The organism is Geopsychrobacter electrodiphilus DSM 16401, assembly GCF_000384395.1.
GTDB classification, from domain to species: Bacteria; Desulfobacterota; Desulfuromonadia; order Desulfuromonadales; family Geopsychrobacteraceae; genus Geopsychrobacter; species Geopsychrobacter electrodiphilus.
In genome coordinates this window covers 1,560,430-1,584,834 of sequence record NZ_ARWE01000001.1, presented here as the reverse complement: position 1 = coordinate 1,584,834, position 24,405 = coordinate 1,560,430, and the positions used below count along the sequence as shown (strand labels likewise).

Genomic DNA, 24,405 nt, shown 5'->3' with positions numbered 1-24,405 from the left:
ATTAATCGATCCAGGAGAGGTCGCCAGCGCCTTCACGCAAAACTTCAATTCGATCACCGATCAGGCTGATGACCGAGGACTCTTTTCCCATGGACGGACCGCCATCGACAATGACATCGACCAGTCTTTCTATGCGCGGGTCGATAATTTCAGGGTCCTGAATGACATTTTCCCCGGAGATATTGGCACTGGTTGTCACCAGTGGATGACCAAGCTCCTGAACAATCATGCGGGAGATAGTATTGTCGGGGATGCGGATTCCCACCGTCTTCTGCCGGGTGGTTAGTGAATCCGGCACAACCTTAGATGCTTCCAGAATAAAAGTGTAAGGGCCTGGCAAATGACGCTTTAAAATACGAAAGGCAAAATTACTCACATGAGCATAATTTGCGACCTCGGTCAGATCACTACAGATAAATGAGAAGGGTTTACGCGGATCACGTTGTTTGATCTGGTAGATTTTCTTGATCCCCTTAGGGTTAAAAATGTCGCATCCCAAGCCGTAAGTTGTGTCGGTCGGATAAATGATAACGCCACCCTGCCGCAGACTATCAACAACATGGCGGATAAGGCGCAGTTGTGGATTATCCGGGTTTATCTTGTGCCGCATGCCAACCTCCTGATTTAAGAATCAGAGAAAATTAACTCAGTAAACAAATTAAAGCAACATTTTCAGGCCTGCGACCTCTTTCATGCCAGCGTATATATCTTTGAGCTGTTGATAATTTTTCAGACACACAATAATTGAGACAGACTGATAGTTCCCATTGCGACTCGGACGGATACTAATCGCATCTTGTGGCACTGCTGCATAATTTCTAGCCGCTGCAGTTATGCCCTTCACAAAAAGTTCACCACTTACGCCCATTGCCTTGAAAGTAAAATGGCAGGGAAACTCCAACAAATCTTCAGGATTTGTTGTTTCAGTCATTTTGTTATTCCATTCATTCCGGTATGACCAAAGCCTCCTGCCCCTCTGACCGTCTGAGACAGTTCGACAACTTCGGTAATGCGCGATTGTACCACTGGTGCAACAACAAGTTGCGCAATGCGATCTCCAGGTGAAATATCGAAGGGGGCATCACCATGATTAATAACAATCACACCGATCTCACCGCGATAATCAGCATCTATAGTTCCCGGACTGTTTACCAGCGTGATCCCATGGCGCAAGGCCAAACCAGAACGTGGTCTGACCTGTATTTCATATCCTGGCTCGATAGCAACTGCCAACCCGGTGGGGACAAGGCAGCGTGCACCGGGGAGGAGATTGATCGTTTCAGTCGGCAAGGCACAAATATCCATGCCAGCGGCTAATTCTGTCATATAGGCCGGGAGTATAGCAGCAGAATTGATTTTTTTAAATTGAAGTATCGGGTTGTTTGGCATAATCACCTTTCAATTCTCATCTTGAAATGGAGAGGCCAGCGATTCACAAGGAAAAGCATAAGCCCCTGAAAGTAAAACAGGAACATAAGAACGTGAAAGCCCCTTAAATAGCAGAGCTCAGGTTTCTGAGCCAGTGCTGTTTAAGGGGCTATTTTCAACGTCTACATATTTTCAACCAGGTTCAGTTTGAACCGATAAAATCAGCCTTCTGCAGGCAACTTCTGATCAAGAGCTTCCTTACGCGAAAGTTTGATTTTGCCCTGTTTATCAACTCCAATACATTTAACCAGAACCTTGTCCCCTTCATTCAGGACTTCGTTCACAGTGCGAACACGTTCCTTGGACAGTTCAGAAATATGCACCAGACCATCAGTCCCTGGGTAAATCTCAACGAAAGCACCGAATTCCATAATTTTACGGACGGTTCCTTCGTAAAGTTTGCCGACCTCGGCTTCCTGGGTCAGATCACGGATCATCTTGATCGCTAATTTAGCGGCGTCACCATCACTCGAGGCGATATTGATCGTGCCATCATCCTTGATATCGATAGCGCAGCCGGTGGCGTCAATAATGCCACGCACGTTCTTACCGCCCGAACCGATAACCGTGCGCACCTGATCAGTTTTTACCTTGATCGTAGTGATACGTGGAGCGTAAGCCGACAGATCATCCCGCGAAGTGCTGATGGCCTTAGCCATTTCACCCAGAATATGAATCCGACCTTCTTTCGCCTGTTCAAGCGCGCCTTCCATGATCTCTTTAGTCACACCGGTGATCTTGATATCCATCTGCAGAGCAGTAATGCCGTTTGCAGAGCCGGTCACCTTGAAGTCCATATCGCCCAGATGATCTTCATCACCAAGGATGTCTGACAGAATCGCGACTGCATCGCCTTCTTTGATCAGTCCCATCGCAATACCGGCGATCGGTTCTTTAACCGGTACACCCGCATCCATTAGGGAGAGTGAAGCCCCACAGACCGAAGCCATGGAAGAAGATCCATTAGATTCAAGGACGTCCGAAACGATACGGATTGTGTAAGGGAAAACTTCGTGGCTCGGCAGAATTTTAGAAGCACTGCGCTCCGCCAACATTCCGTGGCCAATTTCACGCCGACCCGGGAAAAGACGCATGCTGGTCTCACCAACGCAGAACGGAGGAAAATTGTAATGCAGCATGAACTTTTTGAATTCCATCCCCTGGATATTGTCCATCCGCTGTTCGTCTGTTCCGGTACCGAGAGTAGTAGTGACCAGCGCCTGAGTCTCACCTCGGGTAAAAATCGCACTCCCATGTGCGCGCGGAAGAACACCAATCTCGCAGGTAATCGGACGGATAGTCTTCATATCGCGACCGTCAATCCGGATTCTGTCGCGGGTCACCATCTGCCTCACGACCTTCTTCTCAACAGAACCAAGGATAGAAGAAATCTCCTCTTCCCGACCCTCATATTCAGCAGCAAGCTGAGCTTTGACCGCAGTGCGGTTTTCAGCCAGCGCAGCGTAACGATCCTGTTTCGCCTGAATTTTTACGGCCTCAAGAACCTTGGCCTCAGCGAGTTTCGTAACCTTGGTAGCCAGTTCGGCATCAACTTCAGCGATCAAAAATTCACGCTTGGTTTTCCCAACAAGCTTAGCCAACTGTGATTGAATTTCGATCAGCGGTTGCAGCGCTTCATGCCCGAAGAAGATCGCATCAAGCATCTCCTGCTCGGTGAAAAAATCTGATTCACCTTCAACCATCATGACCGCTTCACGTGAACCGGAGACCACAATTTCAAGATCGCTTAACAGCTTTTGCTCAGTTGTCGGGTTGGCGATAAGTTTTCCATCGACGCGACCCACCCGAACAGCGGCTATCGGGCCGTTAAATGGGATATCAGAAATCGCGACCGAGGTCGAAGCGGCAACCATTGCCAAGGTGTCCGGATCATTGATGCAATCAGCCGAAATAACCGACGGCATGATTTGAGTTTCAAACATGTACCCTTTTGGGAAAAGCGGCCGCATCGGGCGGTCGATCAGACGACAGATGAGAGTTTCACGCTCTGTCGAACCACGTTCACGTCTGAAAAAGGACCCCGGTATTTTACCGGTTGCGTAAAATTTTTCGGCATAGTTGACAGTCAGGGGGAAAAAATCCTGACCTTCGCGCATTTTCCGAGCAGAAACCACGGTACACAGAACCTTGGTTTCGCCATAAGTAACAATAACAGCGCCGTCAGCCTGACGTGCAACCTTGCCAGTTTCAATCGTTAACGGTTGACCGTTAAAGTCAATTTCTACCTTGTGATAAGCCATCTTTAACTCCTATTCAGCGGGCAGCCATCTGCCCTTCCTAAACTTCTAAACCAAAAAAAGCTTTTGGAGGTTGGCCTGAGACAGAACCTGCTTAAGCAGATACTCTCTCCGGACAGCCTCCAGAGCCAAGGGTGGAACTAAATGCAGCATGCTCAAACGAGTGAGCATGCTGCTCTTTTTAACGGCGGATACCGAGAGCTTTGATGATCGAACGATAGCCCTCAACGTCCTGCTTGATCAGATAATCGAGCAAGCGACGTCGCTGACCGACCATTTTCAGCAGGCCCCGACGTGAATGGTGATCTTTTTTGTGAGTCTTAAAATGATCAGTTAGATAGGTAATCCGCTCGGTAAGAAGAGCAATTTGCACTTCCGGGGAACCGGTATCACCTTCGTGACGCTTGTACTGTTCAATGATTTCTTGTTTGCGTTCTGTGCCAAGCACCTGGATTCTCCTTTGTATTTTACTTTAATGCACCCCGTTATGGAGAGCTGATTTTTGCCAGCAATACAACGAAAACAACTACCACAGCTGGCCTAAACTGTAAAGTGCCAATCACCCTGCAGCCTAGCAATTAAAAATTCTTATCAATTCAAAATCGCCCCGTTTATCATTCTGACGTTCCGGAGCAAAACGCGCGATTGCCTGCAATATTCCATCATAAAACAGCCGGACCAGCTCTCCGTCTTTCGCCGTGAGAGCATTCATAACTCCGTCTATTTCGGGAGGAACACCGTTCCTCAGACGTGACATTGCAACTGCTGAAAGCTCTACAGCCGGACGATCAAACAAAGCATCGCCTACCGACAGAAAAGATGGATGTTGAGTCACATCACCAACTTCGCTTAACTGCTCCAGGGGAAGGCAGTTTTCAATCGGATATTGTCCGGTGCGTAATCGACGCAAAGCTACGACATGAGCACCGCACCCGAGAGCCTCTCCGATATCGGCACATAGGGTGCGAATATAGGTGCCTTTGGTGCAATCAACTTCGATCGTCACATCCGGCAATTGAGTACTGATTAAATCCAGACGCTCAATGCTGACACGCCGAGCTTCACGTTCTACAACTTCGCCTGCCCGTGCCAGCTTGTAGAGCGGTACGCCATTGCGTTTCAAGGCCGAGAACATTGGAGGAATCTGTTCTATTACCCCTGTAAATTTCGCAAAAACCCCTGGCAGATCAGTCATTACAGACTCAGGAACTTCATGCCTGCTGAGTTCAACCCCCTCTGAATCAAGGGTATCGGTCGTGACACCAAGGCGCATGGTCGCACGATAAGACTTATTCTCTGCCAGGAGAAATTGCAGAAGTTTAGTTCCTTCACCAATAGCGACCGGTAGAACGCCGGTTGCCAGCGGATCGAGAGTTCCGGCGTGTCCGACCTTACGGGTCTTGAAATGACGCCGTACCTGACGGACAACATCAAAAGATGAAAGCCCTGCCGGTTTATCCAGCAACAAAAGTCCGTGCATTACACTCAATTAAGAAGGGTTTCTAGAAGAGAATGAACTTGGGGGACAACCGACTCAAGAGAACCTGACATCTCACCACCAGCGGCATTTTTATGACCACCGCCGCCTAATTGATTCGCCAGGCAGCTGACGTCAATACGACCGCGAGAACGGAAGCTCAACTTGACCTTGGTTGGATCAACCTGACGAAAAAAAACTGCAACTTCAACGCCTGAAATAGCACGGGGATAATTTACAAAACTCTCAGAATGCTCAGGCAATGCCCCTGCCTCCTGCAACATATCGAGGGACATCGCAACAGAAGCATATTTATGATCGGTCGAAATATGCAGGGTTGCCAACACCAGTGATAATAGCTTCATCCGTTCAGGAGGTTGACTCTCATAGAGTGCGCTAGCAACATCCCAAGGATTAATCCCGAAAGCGACCAGTTCACCGCCGACCGCAAAGGCCTCAGCATTCGAGTTGGAATACCGAAAAGATCCCGTGTCTGAAAGTAGTCCGGTATAGAGCGCCAGGGCGATATCGGTATCCAGGGTGAGGTTGCAAGCTTTAAACAAGCGATAGATCATCACTGCTGTCGCTGCAGCAGTGACATCCAGATAGCAAATCGTACCGAACGTTGAACCTGGATGATGGTCAATATTGACCAGCACCGGAGCACGTTCTGCCACCGGGTCAATGGTTCTTTTTAAATCACCGGCATCAAGCACAAAGACGCAATCAAAGGCGGGCTGATCAGAAAGGTCCGTGACGAGGCGGTCGGCTCCCGGAAGAAAACGTAGTGTATCTGGAACACCATCGGCATTATAGGCGACAACTTCTTTGCCCAGCTTTTCAAGGCCAAGCATAAGGCCTAAAGTCGACCCGATGGCATCACCATCGGGACTGGAATGGGCACAAACCAGAAAGCGCTGCCCACCGTCAATCTGTTTAATAATTTCAGTGATCATGCTTATTTTCAGAGTCAGCTTCGCGCAAAAGTTCTTCGATGCGCCGCCCGGTATCCGAGGATTTATCATATTCAAAACGAATTTCCGGAATGTGCCGAAGCTTCATCTGTTGGCCCAGCAACCGGCGAACAAAGGGAGCGACCTTGTTGAGCCCCTCTGCTGCCTCCTGCTTTTGGGCCTCATCACCAAGGCAGGTGTAATAAATACGGGCCAAGCTCAAGTCACGGGTCACATTGACTTCAGTCAGGGTGATCAAAGCAACCCGCGGATCCTTAATTTCGCCGCTCAACAGCATCTCAGAAACTATCTTATGCATCTGACCGGCAACACGTTCGGGACGATAACTACTCAAACTGTATCCTATTGTTCCAGCTAAACCTGGACTAGAGGCTGGTCTTAACAGATTCAATTTCGAACACTTCAATGATATCTCCAACCTTAATATCATTGTAATTTTCAAGACCTATACCGCACTCGTAACCACTCGCGACCTCTTTAGCGTCATCTTTGAAACGCTTGAGAGAATGAAGCTTCCCTTCCCACACAACAACGCTATCCCGCACCAACCGAGTCTGGGCATTACGCAGAATCTTACCCTCAGTCACGTAACAACCTGCGATAGTGCCGACACGTGAAACATGGAAAGTGTCCCGCACCTCAACACGGCCAAGTTCCCTTTCACGCAGAGTCGGAGCCAAGAGCCCTTCCATAGCATCTCGTATATCATTTACAGCATCATAAATGACGCTATAAAGACGAATATCAACCTCTTCACTTTCAGCCAGGGCCTTAGCCTTAACCTCAGGACGAACGTTAAATCCAAGAACTATGGCATTCGAAGCATTCGCCAACGTCACATCTGATTCATTGATTCCGCCGACACCTGTGTGGATCACGTTAAGACGACAATTACTGGTGGTTAACTTCAAAAGCGATTCACGAACAGCCTCGACTGAGCCCTGGACATCGGCTTTAATGATGACTGCCAACTCCTCAACTTCGCCTTCTTGCATTTTAGCAAAGAGTTGCTCAAGCGAGACCTTACTGGTCTTTGAAAGTTCAATTTCGCGTTGTTTCTGCTGACGGTGCATCGAAACCTCACGTGCGGTTTTTTCATTATCAACCGCATGAAAGAGATCTCCTGCATGAGGAACACCCGCAAGCCCGGTAACCTCTACCGGAAAAGACGGTCCAGCTTCTTTGACAGCAAGCCCCGCGGCATTCGTCATAGAACGAACACGACCATACTGGGTACCAGCAACGATATGGTCTCCGACCTTAAGCGTTCCTTCTTTAACAAGGACCGTCGCCACTGCTCCGCGACCCTTATCAAGACGTGCTTCGACGATAGATCCGCGCGCATTCTTATCTGGATTGGCTTTAAGTTCTAAGATCTCAGCCTGAAGCAGAATCATTTCAAGCAGCGTATCAATGTTCGTTTTGGCCTTGGCAGAGACTTCGACAAAGATAGTAACTCCACCCCATTCTTCAGGAACGAGTTCAAATTCGGTCAATTCTTGCTTGACCCGGTCAGGGTTTGCGTCAGGTTTATCAACTTTATTGATCGCAACAATGATCGGGACACCGGCCGCCTTAGAGTGATTTATTGCCTCTTTAGTTTGCGGCATGACGCCATCATCCGCTGCGACAACCAGCACAACGATATCTGTCACACCCGCACCACGCGCTCGCATTGCGGTAAAAGCTTCGTGACCAGGAGTATCTAAAAATGTAATTTTACGACCTTCAAGCTCAACATCATACGCACCAATATGCTGGGTGATGCCTCCTGCTTCGCCTTCAGTAACTTTTGCCTCACGAATGGCATCAAGCAAGCTGGTTTTACCATGGTCAACGTGACCCATAATTGTAACAACAGGAGGACGTGACTGAAGATTCTCATCAAGCTCCTCTGATGCTTTATCACCGGTGCCGGCGATTGCAATATCTTCGTCAAATGCTACGTTCTCTACTTCATAGCTAAATTCAGAAGCGATCAGAACCGCAGTTTCAAAATCAAGCGGATGGTTAATGGAAACCATCGTTCCCTGACGCATCAATTCAGAAATAATTTCATTTGCCTTGATGCCCATCCGTTTGGCCAACTCACCCACCGTAATGGAATCGGTAATCCGGATGACCCGCTTAATCGCCTTGCTGATCGTAATTTCAGTTTTGCGCAGGGCTTTTTCACCCTTTCTCAATTTACGCCGCTGGCCCATACGGGAAGGCTCGAAAACCTCCACCTGGCGGCCACGACGAGAAACACGTCCATCAGCCTCAGATTCATTACTATTGTTACGTGACTTTTTCTTCCGTTTACTCCGTGTATCCTCTTTTTCAGAAGGCGGCGCAACCGGGGCCATAACATTCGGTAATGATGATCCACCACCGGGTCGTGCAGATGCCGGTCTTGCAGAGCCAGGATGTGTCGAAGGTCTTGCAGATCCAGGATGTGCGGTAGGTCTCGCAGAGCCGGGACGAGCGGCGGCACCTTCTGGACGTCCTGCGCGCTCGGGGCGATCCTGCGGCCGGGATGGCCGTCTTTGCGCCGGAGGCGCAGGCTTAGGCAACTCGACCCGACCGAGGATAATAGCTCGATTGGCACTGGATTCAGCCAGGGGCTCAGCAGCCGCAGGTGAAACAGGCTGGCTGGGGGTTTTTCCAAGAGCATCGACTTCCGATTGAGTTTCCTTGGTCGGTTTAACCTTTGTCTTTGCTACTGCAGGTTGCTCCGGTTCATTAACAAGGCCAACATCGGAATCGGAAACGCTGGTGGCAGTTTTTGCCACAAGGGGTTCGACCTCTTCAGCGTTTGGGGCAACGACCGGCGCCTCCACTACAGGGGCAACTTCAGGCTCGGGTTCGGGTACATTCACGACTGTTCGACGCCGACGAATGATTCCCGGCTTAATCCGGCTCTCCTCGATTTTTTCCTCAGTTGGAGTTTTCGAATGCGTAAGAGCGGCAAGCTCATCATCAGACAATGAACTGGAGTGGGACTTTCCCTCAATTCCGGCCTCTTCCAACTTGGCCAGCAGTTCCTTATTTTCGAGGCCCATTTCCTTAGCCAGTTCGTATACCCGTTTGGTACCCATCAATTCTCCCTTGACATCCGCTTATAACGTTGCACTTCGAGCTTCATTGCAACAGCCAGTTTTCCGGCGTGCAAAGCAGCAACGCTGCGCTCACCCTTCCCCAAAATCTCACCTATCCTGCCCTTGCTAAACATCTGAAAAACTTCTATTGACTGTCTTTTGGCCACGGGCAGAAGCTTTTCAGCTATACCAGAGGAAACATCATCGCTCAATAGAACAAAGACCAGGCCGTCTTTTTTTCTAAGTCCATTAATAACGGCCTCGCTCCCCGAAACCACCTGACTGGATTTACGAGCCATCCCAAGCAGATTTTCTATCCTCTGCCGCAGGGTTTCAAGGATGGAGGCAACGATCTCGTCCACCGTCACCGGCTGATGATCGACCTTTAACCCACGTTGAAACTGCTTGCGCTCAATGGCATTACGGATGCAATCAAGTTCGAAACAGGTATATATTCCTCGTCCCGGTAACTTATGCCGGTAATCGACTAACAATTGGTGCTGTGGAGACAAGACATATCGAAGCAACGCTGCTTGCGGTTGCGATGTTCGACAAGCGATACAAGTTCGTTCAGGCTCTCTGCAACGTTTGCTCAATCCTGGTCCTCATCGACAACATCTTCTCCCGAATTTTCAACAACGTTCACAGCAGTATCGTTCTCTTCTGCCTCGCTGACAACCTCATTATCGGGAACGACCTCTTCCTGTTCTTCTTCTTTTGCCCGTGTCTCACTCTTGATATCGATTTTCCAGCCAATTAGCATAGCCGCAAGACGGACGTTTTGGCCTTTCTTGCCGATCGCCAGTGACAGTTGGTCATCCGGAACAATAACCTCAAGAGACTTACCGTCTTCATCGATGTAGACACGAGAGACTTCAGCGGGCGCCAACGCAGCGCAGGCAAACCGCGCCGTGTCAGGACTCCATGGGATAATATCGATCCGCTCACCGCGGAGTTCAGTGACCACATTCTGCACACGTGAACCACGCATCCCGACGCAAGCACCAACTGGATCGACATCGACATCATGTGAGACAACTGCAATTTTAGCCCGATTCCCTGGTTCACGCACCGCGCCCTTGATCTCAACAATCCCCTCGGCAACCTCTGGTACTTCAGATTTAAAGAGAGAGATCAGCAACCCTGGATGGGTCCGGGAAAGAATAATCTGCGGCCCCTTGGTCGACATCTTCACTTCAGAGATATAAGCTCGGACACGATCTGACTGGCGATAATTTTCACGAGGCACCTGCTCTCGCGAAGGAAGCAGAGCCTCGGCACGACCGAGATCGACAATAAGATCACCACGCTCATATCGGCGCACTATCCCGTTAACAACCTCACCGATGCGGTCTTTAAATTCGTTAAAAACACCCTCGCGTTCGGCTTCACGAACTTTCTGAATAATGACCTGCTTCGCGGTCTGGGCAGCAATACGACTGAAGCCGCTAGCTTCAAGCATCATCCCCAGGGAATCACCAACCTCGACCTCGGGATCAACTTCTTTGGCTTCTCCCAGATCGATCTCCTTGTAGGAGTCTACAACCTCGTCAACAACTGTCACGAATTCAAAGACCTCGACTTCGCCGATTTCTTGGTTGAAGTGAGCTTCCAGATCGCGCGTATTGCGATATTTTTTATTGGCGGCGCTCAGGACGGCTGACTCTAGCGCTTCGACCAAAACGCCGCGCGCAATGCCCTTGTCTTTAACCACCTGATCGATGATGTGATTCAGGTTACCCACCATCATGATTGTCCCCTTTAATGTTGTTTTTATCCGTAGCCTGACGTAAGCAGACCCGAAACAGTGAACAGTAATTTCTCAATTAAAACTCAAAAACCAGATTGGCTTTTTCAATAGCCTGCAGGTCAAAAGCGATCTCTCCAGTCTTTTTGTCCGCCTGGATCAAAAACACTTGCCCTTCTCTTACCCCTTGCAATACTCCGATAAAGATTTTTCGATTCTGTCCTCGTCCATCTGGATCACAACTGCGACAGGTCTTTATTTTAATCATCTGACCACGGAAACGCTCGAAATCGTCTAATTTCTTGATCACTCGCTCGATGCCGGGCGAAGAGACTTCCAGAGTATAAACTGTGCCGATAACATCTTCAACGTCAAGCAGGGTGCTGATCTCACGACTCGCATTCGCGCAGTCATCAAGATTGATACCGCCCGTCTTATCGAGATAAATTCTAAGAACCCAGCCACGATCTTCTCGCTGGTACTCGATATCAACCAGTTCCAACCCAAGGTCTTCAGCTACTGGCTGCACTAGCTGCTCAACTTGTTCAATTATGCGACTCAAACCAGACTCCCAAACAACAAAAAAAGCGAGCCGGAGCTCACTTTCTTAATGGTACAGTCAACAAACGCTGAATTATTATCACAACGAGGAGAGGGAATGCAAGAAAAAACGCCCCTTTTAGACCATCAATTCACTTATATGTGCTTCCAAAGCCGCTGATCTGATTTACTCATTGCAACCAACAATTGCTGCACAAATCCAGGCTGCCCCATATACTGCGCCGTAGTCTGGAGAAACTGATCGATCAATCTCTCCTTTTGCAACTCAACTTCAGCTCCGGCAACACCCATTTTTTTAAGCGGGCGTTGATAACGCAAGCGAAGCACTCCACAGGGTGAGGCCGGCAGAGCCTCAATCTCGATCAAGACCCGGTAATAATCACCAAAGTATCGATTGCTCAGATCATAAAATTCAAGGGTCAGACTCTTATTTATCTCTACTTTGCGGAGGAGGACCTCAGTCATTGGTCGGGCCTTGCAACTGGCTTTGTAAAGAATCAATCTGGCTCCAGAGACCACGTAAAATCCTGACTTCGCGCGCATTCAAATCCGCACGGCTAAAAATCCGCCGGAAGGCGCGTAAAATATGGTCGGGGTTCTGGGGATTCAAATAACCGCAACTGGCCAGTGTATTCTCCATGTGCGTATACATTTCTTCCATTGATTTCACCCCGGCCAGTTTTTTCTGTGCACTAGATGCGCCCAGAAGCCTCTCCTGGGCACGACGCAGTTCATAGAGGCAGAGGGCTACAGCCTGAGCCAGATTCATTGAAGGCAAATCGGCATCGGTCGGGATGGTGATAAAACGCTGACAAAGATCAAGTTCAGCGGTATGTAATCCCTTATCTTCACGACCGAAAACAAATCCGACGCGCCCGTTAATACTCAGGGGCAAGGCTTGTTCTGCCGCCACATCGGGATAGAGCATACCTTCGCGATACTTGCCAAACCGTCGCGTCGTACCAAAAGCGGTGACACAATCATCCAGCGCATCCCTCAGAGAGTTGAAGACAGAGGCCTGTTCTAAAAGAACTGTCGCCTTGACGGCCATTTGACGTGCGCTGTGAACCAGATGGTCGGTTTGCGGATTGACCAGACGCAGATCGCACAAACCAAAATTCATCATTGCCCGGCAAACAGAACCTATATTTAGAGGGCCCTGAGGTTCTACCAGAACCACACAAATGTTTTTCAACTGAAACGGAGATGCCATAATTCGCGTCTTAGACTTTCAGATAAAAAGGAAGAGAGAGTAATGATCATACCATGGTGGGGTTATAGCCAAGAGAACGATATCTGCGAAAGCGCGTTCTGGCCTCCTCCGCCAGTCGTTCATCATAGGTTTCAGCAAAATCATAAATCAAATCAAATTGCGCCATAAAGCCATCATCCATGCAGGTGGTGCCCATAATGAGCACCTGTGCCTGGTTGCTGTTGTGCTCCTCAGTGCTTATCACCACCGGTTCATCCAAACACTCAACGGTGCCATTATCAAGGGCATGGGGTAAAAACGAGCACTTGTCCCAGACCCACATAAAACGGTCCAGTGTCACGGCACGATTTTCATCGTCAATCACAACCAGGCTGCGGGTTCCCGCGAGAAAATGCTCATCGGCCAGACGACACAGATGCAGGGCCTTCTCCGGCCGATCAAGTTTTATAAACCGCACTTCTACCAACTTCAGCCTCACCGATTCGGACATATCAGACTTGGTTTTCGATAGGATAAAACAATCAAAGTTCGAGAAGTTGTGGCAAGAGAAGATGCCCGGCGCAGCGCACGCCCGTAGATTCGGCGCTCACTTCAGAATAACCACTATCCCTTTGAATGTGAGGTGTGCGGCTATCAAACAGCAGATAGGGCACGGCCTTCGCTGTATGGGTTCGCAGTTCGACCGGGGTTGGATGATCCGGCATCACCAGGATACGACAGTCCCCTATCTGGTCCAGATGAGCATAAATAGTCCCCACCACAAAACGGTCAAAATCTTCGATAGCCTGGATTTTTTCATCCAGTAAACCACCATGTGCCGCTTCATCTGGCGCTTCAACATGCAGATAGACAAAATCAGATTCCTTTAAAAGCTCGAGAGCCGCTTCACCCTTCCCTAAATAATTGGTATCGATATAGCCTGTCGCACCGGGAACCTCGACAATTTTGAGACCAGCACAAACTCCCAGTCCTCGAATCAGGTCAACCGCAGAGATGACCCCTCCGTCCAATCCGTAAAGCTCTTGGAAAGTCTTCATTTGCGGGCGTCGGCCCTGTCCCCACAGCCAGATGGAATTTGCGGGGAGATCGCCGCGTTCAAGCCGCGCATTATTGACCGGATGGTTGGCCAGGAGCATCTGTGCCGAAGTCGTCAGCGCAATCAGCTCAGCGCTCCCTTCCCCCTGCGGCAGATGGGATTCGATACTCTGACTACTGATATCGTGAGGAGGTGTACATGTCAGCTTCTCCCTGCCGCCATGCCAGACCAGAAGGTGACGATAAGAGATGCCGGGATGAAAACTGAACTGGTCATCCCCCAATTCGGATTGCAGAGAGTTGATCAACTCAGCGGCATCGCTGGTGCAGATATGCCCAGCCGAGAAGTCGCCCATGTAGAGTTTGCCGTAATGTGCTTCGAGCCAGACCAGGTTCAAACGAAAGGCAATATCATCCGGCCCGAGGTCGACCCCAATACTGGCGGCTTCAAGCGGCGCACGGCCCGAATAAGAGAGCGCCGGGTCATAGCCGAAAACGGCCAGATTGGCGACATCACTCCCGGGGTGAAACCCTTTGGGCACCGTCGCGGCCATACCGAGGATTCCGGAATTGGCCAGAATATCCATATGCGGCGTATGAGCCTTTTGCAGAGGGGTTAAACCGCCCAAGACCTCAATCGGCTCGTCGGCCATACCATCACCTAAAAGTACCAGATACTTCATACGCTCCTGCCTGTAATAAGTGTTCAGTGCGACCAGTGCTCAGCCGCGAGGATGAAATTGCTGATGAACCTGTTTCAGTCGTTCACGAATAACATGGGTATAAATCTGGGTCGTGCTGATATCCGCATGCCCCAGCATGGTCTGCACAGCGCGTAAATCCGCACCATTTTCGAGCAGATGCGTGGCAAAGGAGTGACGCAACATGTGCGGATAGATGGTGCAATTGATCCCGGATTGCAGTGCAATACGCCTGAGTATCTTCCAGAACCCCTGCCGGCTGAGACCACCGCCTCGACGATTAAGAAACAGATACTGGCAGGCAGATGCAGGCTTCAACAGCGCACGGCCCTGGGCAAGATACTCTTCAAGAGCGGTTAATGCAACCTCACCCAAAGGTACGAGTCGCTGTTTACTCCCCTTGCCAAACGCCGACAGGCAGCCGATATCCCGATTTATATCGGCCCGCTTCAGCCCGACAAGTTCAGAAACCCGGAGTCCCGTAGCATAAAGAACTTCAAGCATCGCACGGTCACGCAGAGTCAGCGGGTCGGTCCCGTTCGGCGTCGCCAGCAAGGATTCAACCTCCTGCTGCGACAAGAGTCGCGGCAGAGCCCGCAGGGTTCGTGGCGATTCAAGCAAGAGGGTCGGATTATTCTTCGCATGTTTTTCGCCGAGCAAAAACCGATGAAAGCTGCGGATGGAGCTGAGTACACGGGCGCGACTTCTCGGCGCCAGACCCTCATCCTTAAGGGCCGCGAGAAAACCGATGACCTGCGCCTGGGTAATCTGATCTATTCCGTTGATATCCTGACTCATCAGATAATCAAGGTATCGGCGAAGGTCACGACCATAAGCCTCAAGAGTATTGACGGACAACCCTTTTTCAACCACTAGATAATTTAAAAACGAATCGAGGTATGAGTCCATAACCATCTATCCGGACAGGCAATTAATCCAGGCAGGCGAGAAGATCGTTTTCAATTTTCCTCAACTTCTCAGGTTGAACGATCTTCTGTCCAAAGATGTCCCGAACATAGAAAACGTCAGCAACCTGATCGACTTTGGTCGAAATCTTCGACACCGCGATATAGAGTCCAAGTTCGGTCAGGGTTCGCGTAATATCGTAGAGCAGACCGATCCGGTCGTGAGTATAGATATCAATAACGGTATATTTATCTGAAACATCATTCAAAATGTCGATATGATTAGGTCGCTGTGGTTTATCGCGCTTCGCCATAAAGCTGGGTGCCTTCTGACGTTTGAGTAGATTATCCACAAACAGACGCCCCTCAATCACCCCAGCCAGATCCTTTTCTAGCCGCTTCCATTTGGAACCATTCTCAACCGCCGTTCCGGTTGAACTGTTCACCTTCAACACATCGAGCACCAGACCGTTTTTACGGGTATGGATCTGCGCTCCTAGAATATTTATCGCATGCGCTGCCATCACCCCGGCAATTTGCGAAAACAAACCCGGGTGGTCGAGGGTCGCCAGCGTCACCTGGGTGTAGTTATGCGCCTGATGCTGCTCAACCTGCAGAGCCAGGGTCTCTTTACCACGACCCAGCGATAACTGCAGATGGCCGACAATCTCCTTGGAATGGTAACTCAACAGGTAGCGGGTACTCAGATTGGCCAGACAGCGATTGACCCGTGATTCCGGAAAATCTTCCAGCAACGCAGCACGTACCTTGCGTTTACGATTGCGCACTTTTTCTGAATGTTTCTCCTGAAAGAAATCACCTTTTTCGAGCAGGTCAAAGGTCTTCTCATAGAGTTCCTGCAGCAACTGCCCCTTCCATCCACTCCAGACATCTGGTCCTACCGAACGTACATCGGCAAAGGTTAACAGGTAGAGCATTTTCAGATTTTCGCTCATCCCCATCAACCCCGCGAAATCTGAAATAGTCCGCCGGTCATTAAGGTCCCGGCGCTGGGAGACATGCACCATGCTCAAATGATTCTGCACCAGAAACTCCAGGCGAGCACTGTCTTCGCGATTAAGTCCCATACGCCGTGCGATGGTCGGCACCATTGAGGCACCCTTGGTTGAATGGTCCTTCCCCTCCCCTTTGCCGATATCATGGAACAGGACGGCCAACAACAGCAACTCGCGCTTTTCGACATCTTTAGCCAGATGAGCAAGCAGCGGATATTCCTTGTCGTAGCCGCCATCCCACAACCGACAGGTCTCTTCAACCGCAAACAGGCTGTGAATATCGACCGTGTAGATATGATACAGATCGAACTGAACCTTGCAGAATATCCGTTTGAATTCTGGGATAAAGTGATTCAGGACGTGCAGATGATGCATCTGACGCAAGGTTCTTCCGACTCCTTTGGGGTGACGCAAGATGCGCAGAAAGGACTCATTTATCTCCTTGGACCGGCGGACACGATCATTAATCAGGTTCAGATTATCGCGGATTTGCAGTTTGAGTGGCACGCTCAACTCAGCCCCCTGATACTGTGCCAGTTCAAATGCTTTCATGATGAGTGCCGGCTTTTCACGCAGACGCTCTTCAGATTCGAGACGAATCTCACCGCGCAAAATGGTGAAACCGTCCTCAAGATTACGACGAACGAAAAACCCGAGCACGCCAGCTCTGGATTCGTCACGCTGGGTCGCCTTGATGATCAGGCCGCTGGAAAGATGCTCAACGTGAGCAGCGTGAGTGTAGTATTCCTGCATGAACTGCTCAACTGCAGGGGCGCGTTTATCATCCTTATAACCGAGGAATGCCGCGATTTTACTCTGATGCTCGAACAGTACCTGATCACTCTTGCGTGTCGCCAGAAAATGGAGTTCGTTGCGAATCTTCCATAAATAATCATAGGCTCCCTCAATCGCAGCGGCCTCTTCTTCGTTCAGCACCCCCTTGATCACCAGATCGCGCAGAGAGGAAGCCTTAAATTTGATGCGCGCCGTCCAGAGTGCGGCATGCAGATCGCGCAGTCCCCCCTCACCCTCTTTGATATTCGGCTCCAGCAGATACACCGAGGAACCATACTTCCGGCGACGCTCCTGATTCTCTTCGAGCTTGGCTTTGATGAATTTTGAAGTCGTATCCCCCAGGACATGAGGAAATACGCTGCGCTTAAAACCATCCCATGCCGTCTGACTGCCGGCCAGAAATCGCGTGTCCAACATGGCAGTGCGCACTGTAATATCCTGACGGGCCTGTTCAAGACAATCTGGCGCCGAACGCACAGAATAACCGACATCAAGCCCCAAATCCCAGAGAAGATAAAGCATGCGATCAGATATTTTTTCGGCAGCATCGCGCCCACCGTCAATATAATAAAACATCAGATCAAGATCCGAACGCGGGTTCATCTCACAACGACCGTACCCACCGAGTGCGAAAAGGGCACAATTTTCCACTGATGCAGCGTCCAACTTCCAGGCGGCGGCGGCAAATAACTGCTGGGTGATATCATCAAACAACTGGGTCAGGGCCAGAGTGACTTTACTGCCGCTGGCACCGGTTCGATGGAAATTTCGGATAGATCCCAACTGCTGATCGAGATAGGCACGACTGGCTTCAAGCAGAAGCGGTCGAGCAATCTCATAACTGACCGCCTTTTGCACCAGATCCAAAGGATTGAACGCTTGAGTATCAGGTCGTAATGTTGTTTTCATTTACCCGCAACCTGTTTGATCGTCTGAGAATAATCCTTGACCCCCTGCACGATCGCCTCTGCTACGCGTTCTTGATATGCCCTGGAAATCAACCGTTTCTCTTCGCGACGGTTACTGATAAACGCAGTCTCTACAAGAACTGACGGCATGGTGGCCCCCAATAAAACATGAAAGGGACCCTGCCGCACCCCGAGGTCCTTAATATTAGAAAATTTCGGCGAAAGTTGTTGAATAAGTGCTTGCTGGATTTCAGCCGCCAAACGGCTGGACTCGTTTATTTTGGCGTTCGCCATCAGGTCAAAAAGAATCGCTTCGAGGTTGCCGACTTCCTCGAGTGACGTGCCATTCTCCCGAGCCGCCACTTCGGCGGCCTGATTGTTCTTCGACAGATTTAAATAATAGGTTTCAAGACCGTAGGCCTTGCGATTGGCACTGGCATTTGCGTGCAACGAGATAAACAGGTCCGCTCCGACCTTGTTGGCGTAAGCGGTTCTGGCGTGCAAAGGAATAAAACGATCGTCGCTGCGCGTCAGCAAAACCTTGCACTTCAGCTCTTTGCGCAGGGCTGACGCAAGCTTGAGCGCAACCGAGAGGGTGATATCCTTCTCGAAGGTATCGTTGCGTCCAACCGCACCCGGATCCTTCCCCCCGTGTCCTGCATCGACGACAATCAGATGAATTCCTTCGCTGGTATTATGCTGCGGGACATGTAAAACGGGGGGGGTACTGATGGGAACGTCATCAAGGATACCACCTATCGAATCGGGTCCGGCCGGAGCTGACGCCTTAATTTCAACGGCACTGTCATCCGACGATCTGGCTGTCCGTATATCGATCACCACACGATCAGGTTTTTCAAGGTTAAAGACCTGAAACTCCCCGCCCTGAAGCAGATCAAGGACGACTCGCACCCCTCCGCTGTCTATGGGGCCACTTCGAATCTGACGCAAAATACCTTTGTGGACAGGCTGGGTAGCCAAAATACCTTCCGCCAGTTCGATGTCGGCAAAATCAAGATAGATACGTGGCTCACTCCCTTTTAACTGATGAGAGTCATAATCCGTGGCCTGGTTCAAATCAATCACCACCCGTGTATATTCAGGGCTATTCCAGACTCGGATAGCAGATAACTTCCCCTTGGCACCAGAGGCCTGACTTGGCTGTTTTTGAGATTGAGCTGGAATGGAGGGAGCAGCATAAGCCAACCTCTTGAGACGCGACAGAGCAACACCAAGCATATCTCCAGGCGGCAAGACAGTAGTTATCTGCAAATAATCATTATAGGCAGCGGTCTGATCTGAGAAGGTTTCGAGCGCAATATCTGCGGCTGCAATCAGAGCATCGTCCGCCAGATTACTGTTAGGGTAGTTTCGCGCCATCGACTCATAGAGATCCTGAGCTTTCCGCGCATCGGCGCGACGACCGGAGGCACGTGAGAGGCCGTGCCAAACGCGCCCAAGCAGAAATTCTGCGTCATCTTTGCGGGCAATATCCTTGTTCAGGGCAATGAAGGATTCAATATGTTTAACCAGCCTCAGCCAATTATCCCTCTGCCGCTGGGCCCGAGGGGAGGCAAGCAGCGCTGCATATTCAGCGCGCACAGCATGATAGTTTGGCTCTGCAGCAAAAGCGCCAGAAGTGCTCAACAGCAGCAGCGTTAGAATGACAAACTGAATAACTGTACATTTCATGATATTCAAAGCAATTTCTTCAATTCATCAAGAAGACTTAAGGCTTCAAGCGGCGTCGTCCTGCTGACATCAACAAGGGTCAGACGCTCGCGCAAGGGATCATCGTTTGAAGAAAACAGAGCCAGTTGAGGATTAAACTTCGGCGCTGCCTGCGTTTTGCTGCGTCCAATACGCGGTTCATTTTCCCGGCTGAATTCACCGGCTTCAAGGTTATGCAATATCTCTTTGGCGCGGTCAATGACCGGCTGAGGTAATCCGGCCAGGCGCCCGACCTGAATTCCGTAGGAGCGACTGGCTCCACCAGCCACAATTTTACGCAGGAAGATAATCTGATCGTTCCATTCCTTGACGGCAATATTATAGTTTTTAATCCGCTTACGGGTCAGGCAGAGATCGGTCAATTCATGATAATGGGTTGCAAAAAGAGTTTTAGCCGCGATCTCTTTATTGTCATGCAGAAACTCAGCGACCGACCAGGCAATACTCACACCGTCAAAGGTTGAGGTCCCGCGTCCAATTTCATCCAGAATCAACAAGCTTTTGCTGGTCGCATGCCGCAGGATATTGGCGGTTTCATTCATTTCAACCATAAAGGTCGATTCACCCTTTGCCAGATTATCACTGGCCCCGACCCGAGTAAAGATGCGATCAACAACCCCGATCCGCGCCTTGTCTGCTGGCACAAAACTCCCCATCTGGGCCATCAGGGTTATCAGAGCTACCTGTCGCATAAAAGTTGACTTACCGGCCATATTCGGGCCGGTGATAATCAGAATCTGGTTTTCCTGCAGATCAAGCTGTACGTCATTCGGCACAAATGGCTCTTGGAGGTTCATCTGTTCGACAACCGGGTGGCGCCCCCCTTCAATCACCAACACATCTTTGTCGTCAATCAGCGGCCTTACATATTGACGGTCATGCGCGAGGTCGGCGAGTGAGAGCAACGCATCCAGCTGAGCCAGCATATTGGCAGTCTGCTGGATGCGAGCGCCTTGTTCAGAAGTTTTCTTACGAACCTCTTGGAAAAGTTCATATTCTAGTTCGACCAGACGCTCTTCGGCCCCCAGCACCTTCTCTTCATACTCTTTGAGAGCCGGTGTAATAAAGCGTTCGGCATTGGCCAGAGTTTGTTTGCGTTGATAATCTGCGGGGAGATCTTCTGAAAATCGTCGCGGAACCTCGAGAAAATAGCCAAAAACCCGATTGTATTTGACCTTCATCGCACTGATGCCGGTGCGCGCCTTCTCCTGTTGTTCCAGGCGTGCGATCCAACCCTTCCCCTCGCGGCTCATGCCCCGCAATTCGTCAAGTTCAGAGTTATAACCATCACGAATAATTCCACCGTCGCGTAAAACAAAGGGGGGATCATCCACCAGCGCGCGGCTTATTTCAGCGACAAGCTCGGGAAGCAGATCGATGCCGTCACGCAGGGACTGTAACAACTCGGATTTCCGATCTCGCAACAGTTCATCGATGCGTGGCAAGCGCTGCAAGGAATCTCGCAGCGCAACGATATCTTTCGCGTTTGCACTGGCCATCGATATCTTGCCGTTCAGTCGCTCCAGATCATAAATCCCGTCCAGAGCTTCGCTCAGGTCAAACCGCCCGAGGGAATCATCGAGCAACACTTCCAGAGCATCCTGCCTGCGGGTAATACGATTTCGGTCAATCAGTGGATAATGGATCCATTGACGCAACAGGCGCCCCCCCATTGCCGTCACGGTCCGATCAAGCACACCGAGCAACGATCCCTTTTTTCGCCCGTCCTGAAGAGTCGCCGTCAACTCAAGGTTACGCCGGGTCGCTTCATCAAGCACCATGTGGTCGCGCGTATGATAAGTTGTGAGATTCCTGATATGACGCAGATCATCCATCTGCGTTCGTTGCAGATAAGAGAGAAGCCCTCCGGCAGCCCGAATCGCCTGCGGAAGATCCTGGCACCCAAAGGCTTGCAAGCTGCCACATTTAAAAAAGTTGAAAATGGTTTCAAAGGCCCGATCGGTCTCAAACTCCCAGTCACCCAGACGATTGACCAGCATCCCCTCGAGACTGCGCAAAAACTGCTGTTGCAGGCTGTCACCCTCAACTTCAACCGGCAGCAGAATTTCCCGCGGACGCAAAGAAGCAAGTTCACTCACGACCTTTTCGGTCGTTTCGAGCTGAGTTACCCGGAATTCACCGGTCGTAATGTCGACATGCGCCAGACCATAGCCGGACGCCGTATCACCAACCAGCGCAAGCAGGTAATTGTTCTCTTTCGGTTCCAACGTGTCAGTATCAGTCACCAACCCGGGAGTGACGACCCTGACCACCTCACGTCTTACGATTCCTTTAGCAGTTTTGGGATCCTCCACCTGTTCACAGATGGCAACCTTATAGCCGCTGCCAACCAGTTTGGCGATATAACCCTGACTACTGTGATAGGGGATGCCACAAAGGGGGATAGCATCCTTATCCCCTTTGTTGCGCGAGGTCAGGGTAATGCCAAGGACCCGCGATGCCGTTACCGCATCATCAAGAAACATTTCATAAAAATCGCCCAGTCGAAAAAAGAGAATCGCATCCTCATATTCTGATTTTATTTGGAGATATTGGCGCATGAGCGGGGTGGTGGTAGACATCTAATAAGCCTGTTTTTTCTTAGGGTTACACAGAATTGCATCTCGGCGGCAGCGACCGGTTGCGGAGCGCGCATACTAACAGAAACCCCCCGGTCAGGCAAACGTTGTCGCCGCTTCCTTGCGGTGCTTGACGGTTTCAAATGCAGTTGTTTATGATGCGGCAAACATCACTCAATAACCAATACTCATGGAGAACTCAAATTAATGGGGCTAACCCCTGCCATCATCCCCTTTGCTGAACTAAGCAACGTGCGAACCTATGATATAGAATCGCTTGAGACAGAGATCACCGCCGACCGCTGCTGTAAACAGCTGCTCAAAGCTTTTCATCGCTGGCTCCTCGACGAACGACGGTCTGAAGCGCTGGAGGCGGGGCGACTTGCCGCCGGTGTCGATTACTTTCTCTGTGATTTTATGATCGGCGCCAGGCGTCAGAACATCTTTCAGGCGACCGCAGAACAATTGCGGCAGTTTGGAGGGAACTGGTATATCGTCAGCAATCTTGAGCCGAACCTGCCTGAACTGGAACCGATGTTACGTGGGACCAGCCTCTTCTATAAATATGCAGTAGAGCTTGACCTTGTCGATTCAACGATCGCCGAGGAGATTGAACAGGCTGCAGCCCAGGTCGATTTTTACCAGGGCCGTATCGATGCCTTTTATCAACTGCAAGACGACGAGTACAGAGCCTGGAACCAGGCCTGCCCGCTGAAATAAACGATGCTAAAAAACCCGAAAGTCAGAGCAGCTACGGTTTCGATCACCTCTGCCGTGCTTCTGGCACTCATCAAAGTTGTGTTCGCATTAACCAGCGGCTCCATGGCGGTCATGGCATCGGCCGTCGATTCCCTGCTCGACATCGTCATGTCGGGAGTGAATCTGCTCGCCATTCGACACGCCGAACAGCCCGCGGATGATTGCCACCCTTTTGGCCATGGTAAATTTGAAACCCTGGCCACGATGTTTCAGGCCCTGGTTATTATGGGTACCGGCGGCTGGATCGTCTACGAAGCAGGTAATCGGCTCTACACTGGCCAGCAGAACCTCAACGTTGATCAGGGAATTGGCATCCTGGCCTTTGGGACCCTTGCCGCCTGGGGAATCTCAACCTACCTTAAAAAAGCGGCGGTCAGAACCGACTCTTCCGCACTTGCCGCAGACTCGCTACACTTCAGAATGGATATCTTCAGCAACCTTGGCCTGTTGTTCGGCATGCTGCTCATCCGTATATTTCATCTCCCTTGGCTCGACCCGACTCTGTCAATTCTGGTCGCCGCGTACATCCTCTCTGAAGCCTTTAAATTGTTCCGTCATGCCTTGCGTGATATTCTTGACCACGAACTCCCGGATGAGATCAAGACTCAGGTCCGTGAGGTGATTATTGATCAGAACCTGCCGCTGGCCGGCTATCACAACTTGCGCACCCGACGTGCCGGTTCACGTAAAATAATGGATTTTCATCTTGAAGTCTGCCAGCACATGAGCGTCAAAGAAGCCCACGATATTGCCGATCAGTTAGAAAAAGGGATCGAAGACCGAATCCTCGGAGCCGATGTCACCATTCATGTCGAGCCCTGCCCCGAAGGTCACTGTCCTGGCATTGGTATTTGTGAACAGGATAAATCACGCATCGTCGCGGCTCAAAAAAAATAATGCCACAGGAGATCGAAGCGCCCCCGCATGATTAGAACCTTGCCTGAATAACGCATGATTTCCCGGACCTTGTCTCGATGGCCAGGCCGGTAACAGTGAATGGTGCAGTGTCGACAACTGGGCTTGGGATCCAACGGACAACACCGGCGACGATCGATAGCATAGCTCAGGAAATCTGCGCACTCTGTGCAATAGTGACCTTTTGCGGTACTGGCAATCCCCGGGACGACGACATCACGCTCTCGAGCAGCGTGATGATCGGCACAATAGACTCGTGTAAAGAGCGCCAGTACCTTTAAATCCTTGGTTTCTTTATCCATGAAATTTTTACCTGCTACTTA

23 protein-coding genes are annotated in these 24,405 nt (G+C 50.4%); 2 read left to right on the top strand and 21 right to left on the bottom strand.

What is annotated here, in order from left to right:
* Position 1: 1 nt before the first annotated feature.
* From D888_RS0107555 to mutS, 20 genes are all read right to left on the bottom strand, one after another.
* Positions 2-610 carry an L-threonylcarbamoyladenylate synthase gene (locus D888_RS0107555; RefSeq protein WP_020675946.1) on the bottom strand — a complete coding sequence of 203 codons (609 nt, stop codon included), beginning with the start codon at positions 608-610 and terminating at the stop codon, positions 2-4.
* Between the two features lie 48 nt (positions 611-658).
* Positions 659-931, bottom strand: coding sequence for a YbeD family protein (locus tag D888_RS0107550; RefSeq protein ID WP_020675945.1), 273 nt, complete (start codon positions 929-931; stop codon positions 659-661).
* Entirely contained in the window at positions 928-1,389 is a 462-nt protein-coding gene (gene dut / locus D888_RS0107545) for a dUTP diphosphatase (protein ID WP_020675944.1), read from the bottom strand. Before dut ends, D888_RS0107550 begins: the two co-directional genes overlap by 4 nt.
* A gap of 200 nt (positions 1,390-1,589) precedes the next feature.
* Complete coding sequence (gene pnp / locus D888_RS0107540; protein WP_020675943.1) at positions 1,590-3,689, bottom strand: polyribonucleotide nucleotidyltransferase; 2,100 nt, start codon at positions 3,687-3,689, stop codon at positions 1,590-1,592.
* A gap of 178 nt (positions 3,690-3,867) precedes the next feature.
* Positions 3,868-4,134, bottom strand: a complete 267-nt coding sequence (gene rpsO, locus D888_RS0107530) for a 30S ribosomal protein S15 (protein ID WP_020675941.1) — start codon at positions 4,132-4,134, stop codon at positions 3,868-3,870.
* 123 nt (positions 4,135-4,257) lie between these two features.
* A complete protein-coding gene (gene truB / locus D888_RS20985) occupies positions 4,258-5,166 on the bottom strand; it encodes a tRNA pseudouridine(55) synthase TruB (RefSeq protein ID WP_020675940.1) in 909 nt (302 codons plus the stop codon).
* 5 nt (positions 5,167-5,171) lie between these two features.
* Entirely contained in the window at positions 5,172-6,119 is a 948-nt protein-coding gene (locus D888_RS0107520) for a DHH family phosphoesterase (RefSeq protein ID WP_020675939.1), read from the bottom strand.
* The gene (rbfA, locus tag D888_RS0107515; protein ID WP_020675938.1) at positions 6,109-6,471 is read right to left on the bottom strand and encodes a 30S ribosome-binding factor RbfA; all 363 of its coding nucleotides are present in this window, start codon (positions 6,469-6,471) and stop codon (positions 6,109-6,111) included. Before rbfA ends, D888_RS0107520 begins: the two co-directional genes overlap by 11 nt.
* Before the next feature lie 31 nt (positions 6,472-6,502).
* A complete protein-coding gene (gene infB, locus D888_RS0107510) occupies positions 6,503-9,217 on the bottom strand; it encodes a translation initiation factor IF-2 (protein ID WP_020675937.1) in 2,715 nt (904 codons plus the stop codon).
* Positions 9,217-9,813 carry a DUF448 domain-containing protein gene (locus D888_RS0107505; protein WP_026362277.1) on the bottom strand — a complete coding sequence of 199 codons (597 nt, stop codon included), beginning with the start codon at positions 9,811-9,813 and terminating at the stop codon, positions 9,217-9,219. The genes infB and D888_RS0107505 overlap by 1 nt, the downstream gene beginning before the upstream one ends.
* Complete coding sequence (gene nusA, locus D888_RS0107500; RefSeq protein ID WP_156827087.1) at positions 9,810-10,964, bottom strand: transcription termination factor NusA; 1,155 nt, start codon at positions 10,962-10,964, stop codon at positions 9,810-9,812. The genes D888_RS0107505 and nusA overlap by 4 nt, the downstream gene beginning before the upstream one ends.
* A gap of 79 nt (positions 10,965-11,043) precedes the next feature.
* A complete protein-coding gene (gene rimP / locus D888_RS0107495; RefSeq protein ID WP_020675934.1) occupies positions 11,044-11,526 on the bottom strand; it encodes a ribosome maturation factor RimP in 483 nt (160 codons plus the stop codon).
* Positions 11,527-11,660: 134 nt separating this feature from the next.
* Entirely contained in the window at positions 11,661-11,990 is a 330-nt protein-coding gene (locus D888_RS0107490; RefSeq protein ID WP_020675933.1) for a hypothetical protein, read from the bottom strand.
* Positions 11,983-12,738, bottom strand: a complete 756-nt coding sequence (locus D888_RS0107485; RefSeq protein WP_026362276.1) for an RNA methyltransferase — start codon at positions 12,736-12,738, stop codon at positions 11,983-11,985. Before D888_RS0107485 ends, D888_RS0107490 begins: the two co-directional genes overlap by 8 nt.
* Before the next feature lie 46 nt (positions 12,739-12,784).
* On the bottom strand, positions 12,785-13,195 hold the full coding sequence (locus D888_RS0107480) for a DNA polymerase III subunit chi (protein ID WP_245554999.1): 411 nt from the start codon (positions 13,193-13,195) through the stop codon (positions 12,785-12,787).
* Between the two features lie 64 nt (positions 13,196-13,259).
* Positions 13,260-14,456: a cofactor-independent phosphoglycerate mutase gene (locus D888_RS0107475; RefSeq protein ID WP_020675930.1), complete on the bottom strand. Its 1,197-nt coding sequence runs from the start codon at positions 14,454-14,456 to the stop codon at positions 13,260-13,262.
* A gap of 39 nt (positions 14,457-14,495) precedes the next feature.
* Positions 14,496-15,383, bottom strand: coding sequence for a site-specific tyrosine recombinase XerD (gene xerD / locus D888_RS0107470; RefSeq protein ID WP_020675929.1), 888 nt, complete (start codon positions 15,381-15,383; stop codon positions 14,496-14,498).
* A gap of 22 nt (positions 15,384-15,405) precedes the next feature.
* On the bottom strand, positions 15,406-18,099 hold the full coding sequence (gene glnD, locus D888_RS0107465) for a [protein-PII] uridylyltransferase (RefSeq protein WP_020675928.1): 2,694 nt from the start codon (positions 18,097-18,099) through the stop codon (positions 15,406-15,408).
* Positions 18,096-19,790, bottom strand: coding sequence for an N-acetylmuramoyl-L-alanine amidase (locus D888_RS20980; RefSeq protein WP_156826964.1), 1,695 nt, complete (start codon positions 19,788-19,790; stop codon positions 18,096-18,098). The genes glnD and D888_RS20980 overlap by 4 nt, the downstream gene beginning before the upstream one ends.
* A 5-nt stretch (positions 19,791-19,795) precedes the next feature.
* Positions 19,796-22,411 (bottom strand): DNA mismatch repair protein MutS, encoded by a 2,616-nt coding sequence (mutS, locus tag D888_RS0107455; RefSeq protein WP_020675926.1) that lies wholly within the window; start codon positions 22,409-22,411, stop codon positions 19,796-19,798.
* A gap of 204 nt (positions 22,412-22,615) precedes the next feature.
* Here mutS and D888_RS20975 point away from each other — a divergent pair, with 204 nt between their 5' ends.
* Complete coding sequence (locus tag D888_RS20975; RefSeq protein WP_020675925.1) at positions 22,616-23,128, top strand: hypothetical protein; 513 nt, start codon at positions 22,616-22,618, stop codon at positions 23,126-23,128.
* Positions 23,129-23,131: 3 nt separating this feature from the next.
* Positions 23,132-24,064 (top strand): cation diffusion facilitator family transporter, encoded by a 933-nt coding sequence (locus D888_RS0107445; RefSeq protein ID WP_020675924.1) that lies wholly within the window; start codon positions 23,132-23,134, stop codon positions 24,062-24,064.
* On the opposite strand, the gene D888_RS23570 is transcribed toward D888_RS0107445, so the two are convergent.
* Positions 24,052-24,384 carry a nitrous oxide-stimulated promoter family protein gene (locus D888_RS23570; RefSeq protein ID WP_026362275.1) on the bottom strand — a complete coding sequence of 111 codons (333 nt, stop codon included), beginning with the start codon at positions 24,382-24,384 and terminating at the stop codon, positions 24,052-24,054. The genes D888_RS0107445 and D888_RS23570 overlap by 13 nt on opposite strands.
* Positions 24,385-24,405: the final 21 nt, after the last annotated feature.